This window comes from Paraburkholderia sp., assembly GCF_026225065.1.
Lineage (GTDB): Bacteria > Pseudomonadota > Gammaproteobacteria > Burkholderiales > Burkholderiaceae > Paraburkholderia.
In genome coordinates, this window is the sequence record NZ_JAMFSB010000376.1 from 1 (window position 1) to 13985 (window position 13985).

The following is a 13985-nucleotide window of genomic DNA, read 5'->3' on the forward strand; positions in this document are numbered from 1 at the left end:
GGATGGTGGGCGTGTTTCCGCAAGTGGCCGATGCGCGGGTCGAATATGCATGGGGCGGGTTCGTGGACGTCACGCGCAATCGCGCGCCGGATTTCGGCTCGATCGATCCGAACTACTTCTATGTGCAAGGATTTTCCGGGCATGGGGTGGCGTTGACCGGGATTGCCGGGCGCATCGTCGCTCAGGCCATGGCGGGTGAAACAGCGGCATTTGATCTGTTCGCGAGGCTGCGTCATGCGCGCTTTCCGGGAGGGCCGGCGTTGCGCGGGCCGGCGCTTGAGCTTGGGATGCTGTATCACCGGATTCGAGAGCTGCTGTAGCCCCCACTCCGCAATACCGACCGGCGCCGCCGTTGGCGCGGGTCGCCCCGCCAGAGCTGAAGGACCGGAACGGCATGATCGAGGCACAATGACGTACCACACACCACTGCTGTTGACCGTCAACACCGTGCTGATGTACCTCTTCATATTCCGCTTCTGACCTGCTACCGACGAAACGCCATGACTGCCCAACTCACTCCCGCTATCGCATCGAAATTCGCCAATCTGGCGCTGGATCACCTGACCCGCGAGTACCCGAACAAGCTGACGCACTCGCTTGAAGGTCCGCAAGACGTCCAGGGACCACGCGCGCTACACCCGATCTTCTACGGCAGCTACGACTGGCATTCCTGCGTGCACGGCTACTGGCTCATCCTCCATCTGCTCGAGCGCTTTCCCGAGCTGCCTGAGGCAGCGCGCATCGTCGCCGTCGTCGACGAGCATTTCACCGAGGCCAATGTGGCCGGCGAGCGCGCCTATCTCGACCTGCCGCAAAATCGCGGCTTCGAGCGGCCGTATGGCTGGGGCTGGCTGTTGGCATTGTCTGCGCAGATCGACGCGCTGAAGCTGCGCAAACATCCTCACGCCGCGCACTGGAGCGAAACCTTCGCACCGCTAACCGAAGCCTTTGTCGAACGCTTCGAAGAATTCCTGCCCAAGGCGACCTATCCGCTACGCGTGGGCACGCATTTCAACATGGCGTTTGCGCTCGCCCTGACGCTCGACTTCGCGCGGCAAACCTCACACGAATCGCTGACGGCGCTGGTGGTCGAAACCGCGCGTCGCTGGTACCTGGATGACGTGGCGTGTCAGGCGTGGGAACCGGCGGGAGATGAATTCCTCTCGCCGTCGTTGATGGAAGCCGAATTGATGCGGCGCGTGCTGCCGGGCGCGCAATTCGCCACATGGTTCGACGCGTTTCTACCTGAGCTCGCTGCGCAAAGACCGGTCACGTTGTTCAAGCCGGTCACCGTGACCGATCGCAGCGACGGCAAGATCGCTCACCTCGACGGTCTCAATCTGAGCCGCGCGTGGTGCCAGCGCTCGATCGCCCGCGCGCTGCCGGCCGGTGACGCCCGTCGCACGCTGCTCAACGAAGCGGCCCAGCGACATCTGGACAGCGCGCTCGCGCACGTGGCCGGCGACTACATGGGAGAGCATTGGCTCGCGACCTTTGCAACACTCGCGCTCGAAGCGTAATGGGCAAATCGAGTCTGACGCGTTGAAACATCCCCCTCACGATCGACATCCACTGTTTCTGTAAACGGTGGACACAATTGTTCTGGAACTTGGCAAGCGCATTTCTTTCTTAAGAGAATCGAGGGAGACAATCATGCTTCGCCTAATTGCGGCGCTCGGGGTGGTGGCAGTTCTGGCCGGCTGCGCCGTCGCGCCAGGTTACGGATATCCGTACTACGACGGGCCGGCCTACCCGGACTACGGACAAGCCTACTATCCCGACTACGGTTACGGGTACGGCTATGGGTACGCACCGGCCTACGGCTCGGTCAGCATCTGGGGCGGCGGCGGTTGCTGCTACTACGGACGCGGCGGGTATTGGCACGGCGGCCGGTACTGGCATGGCGGCAGCGGCTGGCACGGCGGCGGTGGCCATGGCGGCGGTGGTACTTGGCACGGCGGTGGCGGCGGACACGGTCAGGCGCGTTGAGCCGTTCAATCTCGGCTGTCTCGTTTCGGCAAGCCATGGAGCCGGCCGGTCAGGTTTTTGCAATTCCTTAACATTAACGTTTCACAACTGGGGCTAAGATAGCGGGCCGTTCACCAACAGGGTCGGTCTGACCCAGGAAAACCCCATGAAGAAAATTTTGCTTGCCATCTCGCTCGCCGCGGTCACTCTTGGCGTTATCGCCCCGGCCTCCGCCGAGGAACACCATCCGGTGTGCCACAAAGTAAAGGTTCATGGCCACTGGCAAAAGCGCTGTCACTAAGGCGCTGCCTGAGCCGCGGCTGACGCCGGGGCTTGCTACCGCTGGAAACTACAGCGGCTGTGCAAACCCATCAGTCAAGAAAAAAATGGCCGCAGATTGCTCTGCGGCCATTCCATATGCGCGGCTTCACTTCACCACGTTCTCATCAGTGTGCGCCCAATCTGGCGCGGCCCCGTTAATCATCCCCGTAATTAGAATTAGCAACATTTAGTTACGTTTGGTTACAGTCTAGGCGTTTTGCGAAAGCTTTCTATCATGGTTTTCCTTAGTATCCTCGCGACCCGCCACAGCCCGACCGCAAACGCCTGTAGCGCTTTTCCGGCGTTTCACGCAGCTTGCCATCCTGCCAATTTGAGCTACAGTTTTAATCAGACAAAATAAAAAGCTGGCGTAGACCAGGTACGGACCACCGCGGGGGCGGAACATGCTTACACTAATCGATCAGGACATCGCGCATATCACGCGCGTCATGAAGCAATCGGTGTGCGGGGATTTCGGCGGATGCATCCTGCCACCGGATTACTGGCGCAAGCGTCTGTTCAGACTGCTCGACACCCATCACGTCACCAAACCCCAACTTTGCTCGATCGACGACTTGCTGTTGCAACTCGATGAGCTCGACGCGGCCGTCAGGCACGGCAAGGTCACCGCCGACACGTAGCGCTCGGCGCTTTACTGCGATCCCAGTCAAACCCGTCGCTGCCCTTCAATGCGGCGCAGCGGCCTGCGCGTCATTCACATGCGTGTCCCGGCTGGGCTTCGATGCGGAGTCTTCGTCGATGCGCAGCAGTCGTCCTGCGTTGGCGATCACGATGAACGTGCCGACGTTGTGCAGGATCGCCACCCATACCGCTCCTAGCAAACCGAGCGCGGCAAGCGCGATGATCTCGACGGTCCACAGCAGTCCGATCGCCGCATTGATGCTCGCGGTACGGCGGCAGCGCCGGCCAAGCCGGATGCAGGTCGGAATGCGGCGCAGGTCGTCACCGAGCAGCACGATATCGGCAGAAGCCACCGCAATATCGATCCCGCGTTCGCCCATTGCGATGCTGGTCGCGCCAGCCTTGATTGCCAGCACGTCGTTCAGGCCGTCGCCGACCACGAGCGGATGATGTCCCGCTTCGAGTTCGCGCATCACGTAGTCGAGCTTGTCGTGCGGCAGCGCTTGAGAGACGACCGTCTCGATGCCGACCTCGGCGGCCACCTTGCGCGCCACTGCATCGCGATCACCCGTCAGCAGCGTTTGGCGCACGAGGCCGAGCTCGCGCAGTTCGGCGAGCGCGCTGGCGGCCTCGGCGCGCAAGGCATCGGCGAAGCCGAACCAGGCGAGCAGTTGGCCGTTGAGCGCCAGGCCGACGCAGGGCCCGTCGATGGAATCGGGCGCGGGTTGCAAGCCCGTTACGTGGTCGTGTAACAACTCCGCGCGACCGAGCACGGCGGTGCCTTCCGGCGTTTCCGCGACGACCCCGAGGCCGCGCAGCTCGCGCGTGCGCTCGAATGGCGACACCTCGTGCCCCGTGGCTGATGCGGCTGATGCGGCTGATGCGGCTGATGCGGCTGAGATGGTAGCCGCACCCGATGTGTTCGACGCGGCATAACGCGTCAACGCCCGGCTCACCGGATGCGCACTCCCCGCCCCCAGCCGCGCCGCCAGCGCGACGGCATCCGCTCGCACCACGCCCGGTTGCGCGAACACATCCGACACGCGCAGTTCCCCGTGCGTGAGCGTGCCGGTCTTGTCGATCACAAGCGAATCGATCTCGGCAATCCGGTCCAGAAATGCCGCGTTTCTAAACAGCACACCGTGCCGCGCACCCACGGCGATCCCGGCGATCGCCGTGGAAGGCGCAGCCAACACCAGCGCGCACGGACATGCGGCGACGATCACCGCCAACATCGCTGACGCATTGGCCGACGCGAACCACACAATCGCCGCGATCAGCAGCACCAGCGCCAGATAACCGCCCATATAGCGTTCGAGCACCTGAGTGATCGGCGGCTTAACCTGTTCGGCGCGTTGCAGCAGTTCGATGATCTTGCCGAGCGTCGAGTGCTCGCCCGCATGCGTGACTTCGATGCGCAGCGGGCCGTCGAGATTCAACGCGCCGCCGAACACCGCGACGCCTTCATCGACATCGAGCGGCAACGACTCGCCGGTGATCGGCCCGTTGTCGACGCTCGAGCGACCGCGCCGCACCACGCCATCGGCGGGAATCCGCGAACCGGCAGACACCTCCACCATATCGCCGGCGCGGATCGCCTCGTAGGCTACTTCTTCGATCATGCCGTCGCTCTTGACGCGCCGGACGTTGCCCGAGGTCAGCCGGCCAAGCGCGCGGATCGCCTCTTGCGAGCCAAGCACGCTGCGCTCTTCGAGCGCATGTCCAAAGGTCATGACGATCGGCAGCAAGGCCGCGGTGGTCATGTCGCCGGTCGCCCATGCCGCCAGCATGGCAAGCGCAATCAGCCGGTCGGTGACGCCATGCAGGCTCGGCGACTTCAGGCTGTACCAGGCGCCGGTGAACACTGGCCCCGCCACCAGCAGCGACGAGAGCCCAGCCAGTACTTCGGCGAGTTGCGCGCCGCCGGGTGCGAAATAGCGCCACGCCATCGACAGCAGCAGCAGGCCGCCCGCCAGCAAAGCAAGCGCGATCTGCCGCGTAACGATGCCCCGTTCCGTAGCGGAGAGCGCGATGCCCGGTCCATCGTCATCGTGCGAATGGGCGGCGTGCGGGTCGTGGTCGTGGTCATGGCCGAACCCGTCGTCATGACCGTGCTCGTGGTCATGCTCACGCCCCGCACCGTCAGCGCCATGGGCACCATGCGCGAGATCACCCGCCCCACCGGGCGTACCACGCTCGACCGGTTCGATGTGCGCGCTCATTGAATTTTCCCCGGCAGCACCAGACTCGATGCATCGTGTGGATCGATCGTTGTTACGCGTCCAGCCTTCGACAGGATCTGCTGGATCCGGTCGCGATACGCGCGCGCCAGCAAGCCCGGGTCGCTGTTGGCGTCGAGCGGCGTTTCGAGTTGCAGGATCGTGGTGGTTTCGGCCTGCGCCGTCGCGACGCGCTCGCTGGCGCTCGCCTGCGCGCTCTGCAGGATCTGATCCGCGGACTGCTGCGCGCCCTGGCGGATGTTCTCCGCTGTCGTGCGCGCATCGGCGATATTGCGGTCGGCGGTCTGCAGCGAGGTGAGCACCGAGTTGAATGCATCGACTGCGGTCGCCGGGAATTGCGCCTGCACGTCCATACGCGCCACCTCGATACCGAGCCCCGCATGCGCAGCCGCGAGCGCATCCAGATGGCGCTGCACCGCCTGCGCCATGTCGCCGCGCAACTGCTCGCGCTTGACCGCCATCTGCTGGTCGGACGACAGCAGTTCGGGACGCGCCACCAGAATCGAATCGAGATCGCGCCCCGCTGTCACTTCGACCACCGCCGCCGCAACCACGCGCTGCAACGCCGATTCGAGGCGCTCCTTTTGCAACACGTAAGCGTACGGATCGACGACGCGGTAGTAGAGCGTCGCGCTCAGTTGCACGACGCCTTCGTCGCCGGTCAGCACATAGCCTGAGCCGGCCAGCGCATCGGGCAGCGTGGGACCCGTGTTATCGGGCGAGGCGGAGTCCGACGAGGCAGAGTCGAGCGACGTAGCGTCTGACGGGATTCCCAACGAACTGGCTTCGCCAAGCGGCAGTGGCATCGTCTGACTGGATTGACTCGATTGACTGGACTGCGTCGCTGCAACCGGATCCGCTGCGCGGGCACGCGGGTCGCGATCGAGCGAGCTGATGCGCTGTTCAAGCACGCGCGCGCTGCCAGGAATCAGCAGCACGGTTTCGAACGGTTGCGGCATGGCCACCAGCAGTCCCGCGTCCTGGGTACGCACGAAGGCGCCGAAGCGCATCACGACAGCCCGGCTATCCGCCGGAATACGCCGGACATTCGAAGTGGCCCACACCCCTGCCGCGAGCAGCGCGATCACCACCACGAACCAGAACGCCAGACGCACGGCTTGTGCGCCGGGTCCGAGCGACGGCGTTGGCGACGACGTCTCCATGGCGGTACTCATGGGGTGTGCTTGCCCTTCTTCGACGGCGCCTGAGGTTGCGCCTGCGCCTGCTCGGCTTGCGTCACGCCGAGCCCGGCGGGCCCCTGCACGAGCACGTTAAACGGCGCGGCGTCGGTGCGCAGGATCAGGTTCGTGTTGGTGTTGACCACGCCGTTCAGCGTGTCGAGCGAGCGCAGCATCGTGTAGAGATGCGGGTTACCCGCATAGCTCTTGCCGTAGATTGCCGCCGCGTCCTGGCGCGACTGTGCCTCGATCTGGGCAGCCTTGACGTTGGCATCGGCCACCGCGATGCGCGCGTCGCGATCGGCATCGGAACGGATCTGCGCGGCTTGCCGTTTGCCATCCGCGGTGCGTTGCGCAGCCACCGTTTCGCGCTCGGCCCGCATGCGCTCGACAGTCGCCGAGAGCGTCACGGCCGGCAGCGTCAGCTGCTCCAGCCCGACCTGCACCACATGCACGCCATACGCCTGATATAGCTGCGAATCGACCTGACGGCGCAGTTCATCTTCGAACGCCGCGATGCGCACCTGGCCCGGATTGGTATTCACCAGCGAAGCGAGGTCGAAGTCAGCCGAGGTGGTCTGCAACGCGGAGCCGAGCAGCGAGCGAATCTGCCGCGCCGCTTCATCCGGTTCGTTGCGCACGGCGCGCACAAAACGTCCGACGTCGTTCGCATTAGCGGGCACGCGCCACGCCACATAGGCTTGCACGATGATGCGCAAGCCGTCGCGTGTACCGACATCCTGCAGGCCGCTCGAGGTCGTATGCAGACGCAGGTCGACCGGCACGGCGGCTTCGATCGGCGCCGGCAAGCGCCACGCGAGGCCGGGCTCGAGCAACACTCGCACCGGCTCGCCGAAGCGCGTCACCACGGTCGCCTGACCGGCCTGAACCTGAATGAAGCTCGCCACCGCAAACGCGATCACGACGCACAGCGCCGCCAGCGCCACGCGCCAGTAAAAACCGGGGCCGCCGGTTGCCGCACCGCCATGGCCGTGCGCATCACCGCCGCGATGGTGATGCGCGTGACCATGCGCGTGCGCACGCAAATGATTCAAACTCACAATATCCCCCGAAGCCGTCTGTCCGATGCCATGCAGCGTGTGCGTTGTTGGCGCGTGTCTCAAGCACTACCGTCAATAAACCCGCCGTGCCCCTGCCGCGTCGCCCGCACCATACGAGCGCAGATCGATCGTGGCGCGATTACCGTCGACGAGCCGGTCGTCGATCACCGTGATATGGGCGTTCTGCAAACCCTTCTGCAGGCTATGCAGGTAATACTCAAGCACAAACGCTGGGCCACCCGCCTGGGCAGCGATCACGTCGGCGCTGAAACTGGTTTGCTGGACTTGCGCAGCCGAGGTGATATCGGCGGCCTGCGCAGTGGCTTGCGCAACCGCGGTCTCGGCCTGCTGCTGCGCGTCGCCGAGCGACTGCGCGGCAAGCCCGCGCGCCTGTGCGACACTCGCCTCCGAGCGGATCTGCGCTGCCTGCACGCGGTGCCACGCTGCGGATGCCCCCGCCGGCGGATGCACGCTTTCGATCACCACCGCCACCACATCGATGCCGCTCGACAGACGATCGAGCTGGGTCTGCACGGCGCGCCGGAGCGTATCGGCCATCGCGGTCTGCCGCGTTTCGAGCAACGAATCGATCGTGTGCGAGGCGAGGTAGCGCACCACTTCGCGATTGGCAATCGCCCGCACGGTGCCCGGTACATCCTCGGCGCGATACAGCGAAGCGCGCGCGGCGGCATCCGAGAGGCCAATGCGGTAATCGAGCCGCACGTCGGCGCTGACAATCTGGAAGTTCTGCCGGTCGCCACTCGCGCCGGCGATCACCTGACTCGTCTCGCCCTGATGCACGACGTCCCACAGACGGTTCACCTGCTCGGGCGTCTGCGCATCGGCGGGCACCAGCGGCGACGCGGCCGCGCTCTCTTCCGGCGAACCGGAGACGATCAGCTGATGGACCGCGCCGTTATCGATCGCGCGCGCCTTGCCGAACGGCCACGGCAGCGCCACATGCAGACCCGGTTGCCAGACTGCGACCGGCGCGCCGAATCGCTCGTAGACGGCGCGTTGCTCGGGTCCGAGGATCACGATGCCCGTCAGCAGCCAGGCGCATACGGCAATCGTCCCGATGGCCGCGGGCAACAAACGCACCACGCTTTGCAACACCCAGTTCTGACGCAGATCGATGCCGTAGCGATTGCGCAGCTGCGCACTGAAGCGGGCCAGCGGCGACGGCCGCAGACGCAGCAGACTGGCGACGAGACTGTCGGGCACGCTGGCGTCGCCGCTGCGCATATGCGGCGGCGCGAACCACGAGAACACGGCACGCAAGGCGAATTCAAGTGCGATGACCGCGTTGAAAGCTGCGAGCGCCCGCACCGGCCACACTGCGGCAATCTCCGCATAAGCGAGCAGCACGGCACAGATCGCTGCGACCATCGCGCTCAGCAGCGCCACGCGCAACACATTGGCGAGCGATCCCCAGGCGCGTCCACGCGCGGCGTGCATCGCAAAGTACAGTTCAGCGACGAGCGTGCCGAAGGCCAGCGCAAAGGCGGCGAGGCCCGCGATCAGCGCGGCACCGGGCGGCCGTAGTACCGCAGCGAGCGCAAACTGGACCGGCGCGCGCCACGCGAGCGAGGCAACAGCCACGGAAAGCGCCGCGCAGAGCAGCACGACCCAAGGCTGCCAGCGGATCGCACGCAACGTCGCAAAGATCGTGTTGCCCAATGCACCCCACCACGCGCGTTGCCACACACGTAGGCCTTCCAGACGGGGTGTTTTTTCAACGGCGCGCGAGCCGCCGGTATGGGCGAGACGGGCCGCCAGCGCGACCGTCAACACATCGAGCCATGCACTCGACAAAGCGGCGCACCAGCGGATATCGAACCAGCCGCCCTTGATGAGCGGCAACGCGGCGAGCACGAGAGCTAGCACCAGGCTGACCGAGGCGATCCGAGTGGCGGAAACCGGATAGCTATGCGCTGTTTCTTCGTCGCTTTGCGTCTGATGCAACATCGCTATCCTTGGATGACCCGCGCCGGGCCCCTGAACCCGGTCAACTGAAAACTGTATGTATTTCGTCAGGATTTTTTGGCAGCGCCGGCGGCGTGCGAGGCGAATTTAACGCGTCGGGATTCGAAACTCAAGCGAATCATGAACTTGGTGTGTTTAACAGCCGGCAGGCTATTGCTGGATTGCATCCGGTGAATATCGACTTTCAAACAGGCTTGAAAACGATTTACGCTGCCGATTTAGTCACTGCCCCCGCAAACCCATTGCAAGCGGCAAAATCCGCAACGCACTTGCCTTGAAAATAAAATAATCTGAAAAGCGAGGGGCTTTAAGGCGATGGCGCAGTGGCTTGTCCGAGTTTTATGCACACGGTATGATTCTTCCTGAACGCCTACGAGACCACGTACGCAAAAACGGCCACCCAGGGTGGCCGTTGGTTTTTCTACCGCTTAATCGACGCCCGACACTTGGGCGTGCGCGCGAGCTCAACTCAAGCGCGTCAACTCTCTCTTTTGCCACTATGGACATCAACAAACAACTCGCCGCCCTCACCACGTCCGAACTGCAGACGGCCGGCGCCAGTCAGGCGACCGCCATCGCCGTGAGCGTGCTGCTACGGCACTTTCAGTCCCCCGCGCTTTCGAAGCTGCTAACTAACGCGTTCGAAAACCATCAAGCCGTGATGCTGCAAACGCCGTGGCCCGACCAGATGCTGCAATCGTTCGAAGCGACGCGGCGCTTTCTGGAAGGCGCCGCCAAACCGGCTAGCAGCGACGACACTGCGCAAAACGCAGGCTGAAACCAGGCGGCCGAAATCCACCGCGCAGAAGCGCCGGTCGACACTCGCCGGCCGGCGCTAACGCATTACGACTGACGAACCGCCACAGCACGCGTACGCACGCGAAGCTTGCCGACCATCTGGCTCTGCAACGCGCTGCGGCTTTGGGCGTGCGCAACCAGCTTGTCGATCGTCACGCGCGCCACGGCCCGGTGCGTGCGCCTGACTAGGTGGGTCAAACGCTTCTCGGTGGCTGGGCGACGTGCCCACATGAAAGCCGCAACCCAGCCGATCACCGTCCAGCCGAGCAGGACGTTGACCATCGTGATCGCAAAGGCGTCGTCACGGTTATGCGCGTCCGCTTCGATCGACGGGATCATGTAAAGCGTGAATGCGCCGAGAACCGCTATCCCTTCAAGTATTTGCGTCATGACATCACCTCATTTTTCTACCGCTCTAATGCGCGATCACACGACGGGCGGACGTGCTGTCCTGAGCCTTCACGCCCACGCACACGTCTGACACCCGTCGCGCGACGCAATCAATGACCTGCGTACAGGCTGCGCGTGGTGTCCGGGAACTGACGGCTACCCGATTCCGACGTGGCGCTTGCGACGCCACCGTAAGAGGTATCTGCGGTTGCGTTGCCGGTGCTGTTGCGTTCGGCAGCAACCACTTGCGCGCTCTGGCCGCGTTGCGAGACCGGTGCGCCGACAGAAGGACGATAGAACGGTGCCGGGCCGTAGCCGCTGGCAAAAGCCGGAGCAGCAACCGCTGCGGAAACGGCGACGAGCAATGCTGCGATCAGTTTGGTTTTCATGATGAAGCTCCAATGTGCTTTCAATTAACCGGGTGCGCTGCGGACTGCCCAGTGCAGCGCGACATTGGAAGGTAGTTTAGAGGAGCCCTATCGGAAGTCTATGACGATAGGGCGAAATCACAATTTTCAGATTTCGAACAATTCCTCCGGGCAACCCTACTGGCGGTCAATCGCGGTCCGGTGCGCCGAGCGGGAAGTACGCGCGATACGGGCGCGCTTCGTCGACGGCGCGCGCAAAAGACGGTCGTGCAAGCAGGCGTCGACGGTAGGCCAGCACATTGGCAAACGAAGCGTCGATCCGATGCGTCCAGTCCGCGTAGAACAGGAACGGCGCGGCGGCGCAATCGGCCAGACTAAAGGTATCGCCCGCCGCCCATTCGCGGCCTGCCATGGTCTTGTCGAGCCACGCGTACGCGGTATCGAGCGTGGCACGGGCATCGGCCACGCCACGGGGATCATGCTCGGCTTCGCCGCGCAAGCAGTCGCCAATCACCTTCTGCTGCGGCGTCGAGATGTAGTTGTCGAAGAAACGGTCCATGCTGCGGACCTCGAGCGCCGCACGCGGATCCGCCGGCAACAACGACACCGGCCCAGGATGGTAAAGGCCCAGATATTCGATGATGACGGTCGCCTCCATCACCGGGCGGCCGGCGTCGACGAGTACCGGAAACTTCCTGAACGGCCACAGCGCCGTGAGTTCTTCCATCACCTCCGGTTTGTCGTGGGACAGTTGGCGGAACTCGAACGGCGTGTGGTTTTCGTACAGCGCGACCAGCACCTTCTGGCAATACGAGGAAAAGGGGTGAGCGTAGAGCTTCAATGTCATCGCGATCTCCGGGTGTCGGGAAAGCTGCCCGGGCAAGGATAGCCGGAAAAAGCAGCTTTACCCTACGACGAACCACCATCGGGTAAATCGACGGGGACGCCTAGTCGGGGACGCCTAGTCGGGGACGCCTGGTCAAGGACACCTAGTCGGAGACGCTTGGCGGGGCACCCCAAATCGGGCACGCCTGTTGGAGGCACGCTCAGCAATACCCCCTCAATTCGTCGGCAAAACAAGCCGCACCCACAAGCCGCCATCGGGATGATTACCCAGCTTCAGACTGGCGCCGCCACTACGCGCCAGGCGCGCGACCACCGAAAGCCCCAGGCCCCAATGCTGAGTCAGGCTGTGTGTTTCGTTCAGACGCACGAACGATTGCGTCGCGCCCGGCATCTGGCTCGCGCTGATGCCAGGGCCATGATCGCGCACGCTGAGGTGCCAGCCGTGCTGATCGCGTGACGTCCTGATCTCGATGGGCGGCTCGCCATGCGCAAGCGCGTTGTCGACCAGATTGGTCATCAGGCGTTCGAGCAGCGGCCGCGACATCATGAACTGCGGCCCCGCCTTCAAATCGCAGGCGAATAATGCGCCGTCCATCGTGCCGATCATCGAGAAGCGGTCGCGCAGGAAGCCGTCCACGGACACCTGTTGCTCTTCGCTGTCGCCGTGTCCAGCCACGTCGAGCAGTTGTTGCGCGATGTCGGAAAACGAATCGATATCTTCGACGAATCCCACCCGCTTGTTCCACTCGCTGACTTCGAGCGCGCGGGTTCGCAGGCGTGCAGCCTGGTACTCCATATGCCGTGCGAGTCCTGCAAGCACTGCGGCCTGCGCTTCGATCGCCTCATTACGGCGCCGTGCCATTTCGTTGAAGGCGCGCACCACGTGCCGTAATTCGCTCGGTCCTTCCTCGCGGACGGTTGGAGCGACCCGGTGGCCACAGGCTGTTTCGCGCGCGGCGTGCGTCACGTTGCGCAGCGGGCGCTGCACGCGCCAGAGGCTAAAACACGCGAGGATGAGCATCACGAGCGACATCACCCACTCCGCGACAGCGAAACGCGAGTCCAGCGGCGACGCCGGAACGTCGCCCACGAGAGGCGAATCGTCACGAAGACCGTTCGACGAACCCGGCGTCGAGGGTGCGGCGATGTCCATCAAAACGCCGGCAGCGGGTGCTTCATATACGGCCGGGCGAACATCGACAATCCTCGGCCGTGCTGCGAGATCGAGCTTCATCGTCGCCGGCACCAGCGAGATGCGCTCCACCGGCGCACCCCACGTCCCGCCCGCACTGTCCAGCGGATCGTTGGCGAAAGCGCGCCCGGTGAAGACGGCAGTCTGTAGAGCACGGTCCTCGCCACCTGCCGCCGGCTCGGAAACCAGCAGCGTGACGCAGGCATGGACCGAGATCAGCACTAGCATCGACAGCAATATGGTTCTTACAAACAAGGTATTCAACGATTCCTCTTCGTTGTCAGTCGGAAGTTGCGCGAGCCGGATCGGGCGCCGGGCAAACGGGATGTTTAGCGATAAGGGTAAAGAATCTGCTTTTGCGTCCGTTAACCTTAAGAGAGACAGTAGTGGGTGGCTGCGAACCCGCATTTACGAATCCGCACGCTAATAGTCCCCCACTCCGGCCACATTAAAACCTACGAATAACCCCCTGCGCACGACAAGTCCTTACACAATATTTCCCGATCTTTCAAAAAGTAAGATCAGTGGGAGATTTTCTCCAGCTCCAGGCCTTTGGTGCGCGGCCCCATCAGACCAGTCGCCAGCATCACGATCAGCATCGCGCCTGCGATAAACACGAACACGCCCGTGGTGCCGAACTCCTTGAGCACGGCCGCGATCAGAAAAGCCGTAAAAATCGCCGAGAAGCGGCTCCACGAGTATACAAAGCCGACAGCCCGCGCGCGGATGCTGGTCGGAAACAGTTCCGACTGGTAAGCGTGGAAGCTATCGTTGATGAGTCGCCGCTGCGCGACGGAACTGGCGCGATAGTCGGCAATATATGCGGCGCCATGCCTTTCTTTTTCGACTACACCGCCATGAGCGCTCGCGTTGTCGGTCTTGGCAACGGTTTTGTGTCGCATGGCTTTTTCATTCGATGCCTACCGTTTCCTGTATTCGCGTCGCCGAACACGCCGGACCATTCGGCGAAGTCCAGATTCGTCGTTCGCCCTGGC

The 13985-nt window shown here is 63.5% G+C and carries 15 protein-coding genes and 1 pseudogene; 7 read left to right on the plus strand and 9 right to left on the minus strand.

The features are described from left to right. The 5 genes from M0954_RS26350 to M0954_RS26370 form a co-directional block, all read left to right on the plus strand. The coding region (locus tag M0954_RS26350) for an FAD-dependent oxidoreductase (protein ID WP_297356382.1) at positions 1-320 on the plus strand (320 nt) is incomplete at its 5' end. A 180-nt stretch (positions 321-500) separates the two neighbouring features. After that, complete coding sequence (locus tag M0954_RS26355) at positions 501-1520, plus strand: DUF2891 domain-containing protein (RefSeq protein WP_297356384.1); 1020 nt, start codon at positions 501-503, stop codon at positions 1518-1520. A gap of 133 nt (positions 1521-1653) precedes the next feature. Beyond that, complete coding sequence (locus tag M0954_RS26360) at positions 1654-1989, plus strand: hypothetical protein (protein WP_297356386.1); 336 nt, start codon at positions 1654-1656, stop codon at positions 1987-1989. Between the two features lie 145 nt (positions 1990-2134). Beyond that, the gene (locus M0954_RS26365) at positions 2135-2269 is read left to right on the plus strand and encodes a hypothetical protein (protein WP_297356388.1); all 135 of its coding nucleotides are present in this window, start codon (positions 2135-2137) and stop codon (positions 2267-2269) included. 424 nt (positions 2270-2693) lie between these two features. Then, a complete protein-coding gene (locus tag M0954_RS26370) occupies positions 2694-2930 on the plus strand; it encodes a hypothetical protein (RefSeq protein WP_122158671.1) in 237 nt (78 codons plus the stop codon). 45 nt (positions 2931-2975) lie between these two features. Here M0954_RS26370 and M0954_RS26375 read toward each other — a convergent pair whose 3' ends face one another. The 4 genes from M0954_RS26375 to hflK form a co-directional block, all read right to left on the minus strand. Continuing rightward, complete coding sequence (locus tag M0954_RS26375) at positions 2976-5153, minus strand: heavy metal translocating P-type ATPase (RefSeq protein ID WP_297356390.1); 2178 nt, start codon at positions 5151-5153, stop codon at positions 2976-2978. Beyond that, positions 5150-6346, minus strand: a complete 1197-nt coding sequence (locus M0954_RS26380) for an SPFH domain-containing protein (protein ID WP_297356392.1) — start codon at positions 6344-6346, stop codon at positions 5150-5152. Before M0954_RS26380 ends, M0954_RS26375 begins: the two co-directional genes overlap by 4 nt. Further along, positions 6343-7410 carry a protease modulator HflC gene (hflC, locus tag M0954_RS26385; RefSeq protein ID WP_297356394.1) on the minus strand — a complete coding sequence of 356 codons (1068 nt, stop codon included), beginning with the start codon at positions 7408-7410 and terminating at the stop codon, positions 6343-6345. Before hflC ends, M0954_RS26380 begins: the two co-directional genes overlap by 4 nt. 72 nt (positions 7411-7482) lie before the next feature. Then, positions 7483-9378 carry a protease modulator HflK gene (hflK, locus tag M0954_RS26390; RefSeq protein WP_297356396.1) on the minus strand — a complete coding sequence of 632 codons (1896 nt, stop codon included), beginning with the start codon at positions 9376-9378 and terminating at the stop codon, positions 7483-7485. An 8-nt stretch (positions 9379-9386) separates the two neighbouring features. Between hflK and M0954_RS26395 the strand changes: the two genes are divergently transcribed. Then, a complete protein-coding gene (locus M0954_RS26395; RefSeq protein WP_297356398.1) occupies positions 9387-9674 on the plus strand; it encodes a hypothetical protein in 288 nt (95 codons plus the stop codon). 221 nt (positions 9675-9895) lie between these two features. Further along, a complete protein-coding gene (locus M0954_RS26400) occupies positions 9896-10174 on the plus strand; it encodes a hypothetical protein (RefSeq protein ID WP_133893366.1) in 279 nt (92 codons plus the stop codon). A gap of 65 nt (positions 10175-10239) precedes the next feature. Here the strand turns inward: M0954_RS26400 and M0954_RS26405 are convergent, their stop codons facing one another. The 5 genes and pseudogenes from M0954_RS26405 to M0954_RS26425 all read right to left on the minus strand — a co-directional run. Then, positions 10240-10584, minus strand: a complete 345-nt coding sequence (locus M0954_RS26405; RefSeq protein WP_122158666.1) for a superinfection immunity protein — start codon at positions 10582-10584, stop codon at positions 10240-10242. A gap of 110 nt (positions 10585-10694) precedes the next feature. Beyond that, positions 10695-10973, minus strand: coding sequence for a hypothetical protein (locus M0954_RS26410; protein WP_123388003.1), 279 nt, complete (start codon positions 10971-10973; stop codon positions 10695-10697). Between the two features lie 166 nt (positions 10974-11139). After that, on the minus strand, positions 11140-11799 hold the full coding sequence (locus tag M0954_RS26415; RefSeq protein WP_122158664.1) for a glutathione S-transferase family protein: 660 nt from the start codon (positions 11797-11799) through the stop codon (positions 11140-11142). Positions 11800-12012: 213 nt separating this feature from the next. Next, positions 12013-13254 (minus strand): ATP-binding protein, encoded by a 1242-nt coding sequence (locus M0954_RS26420; RefSeq protein ID WP_297356400.1) that lies wholly within the window; start codon positions 13252-13254, stop codon positions 12013-12015. Between the two features lie 257 nt (positions 13255-13511). Beyond that, positions 13512-13769 (minus strand): annotated as a pseudogene (locus M0954_RS26425) (MFS transporter); the annotation flags it as partial. Between the last annotated feature and the right edge of the window lie 216 nt (positions 13770-13985).

Coding starts and splice junctions, on each gene's coding strand:
- M0954_RS26355 (WP_297356384.1), top strand. CDS start 501: ATGACTGCCCAACTCACTCCCGCTATCGCATCGAAATTCGCCAATCTG.
- M0954_RS26360 (WP_297356386.1), top strand. CDS start 1,654: ATGCTTCGCCTAATTGCGGCGCTCGGGGTGGTGGCAGTTCTGGCCGGC.
- M0954_RS26365 (WP_297356388.1), top strand. CDS start 2,135: ATGAAGAAAATTTTGCTTGCCATCTCGCTCGCCGCGGTCACTCTTGGC.
- M0954_RS26370 (WP_122158671.1), top strand. CDS start 2,694: ATGCTTACACTAATCGATCAGGACATCGCGCATATCACGCGCGTCATG.
- M0954_RS26375 (WP_297356390.1), bottom strand. CDS start 5,153: ATGAGCGCGCACATCGAACCGGTCGAGCGTGGTACGCCCGGTGGGGCG.
- M0954_RS26380 (WP_297356392.1), bottom strand. CDS start 6,346: ATGAGTACCGCCATGGAGACGTCGTCGCCAACGCCGTCGCTCGGACCC.
- hflK (WP_297356396.1), bottom strand. CDS start 9,378: ATGTTGCATCAGACGCAAAGCGACGAAGAAACAGCGCATAGCTATCCG.
- M0954_RS26400 (WP_133893366.1), top strand. CDS start 9,896: ATGGACATCAACAAACAACTCGCCGCCCTCACCACGTCCGAACTGCAG.
- M0954_RS26405 (WP_122158666.1), bottom strand. CDS start 10,584: ATGACGCAAATACTTGAAGGGATAGCGGTTCTCGGCGCATTCACGCTT.
- M0954_RS26410 (WP_123388003.1), bottom strand. CDS start 10,973: ATGAAAACCAAACTGATCGCAGCATTGCTCGTCGCCGTTTCCGCAGCG.
- M0954_RS26415 (WP_122158664.1), bottom strand. CDS start 11,799: ATGACATTGAAGCTCTACGCTCACCCCTTTTCCTCGTATTGCCAGAAG.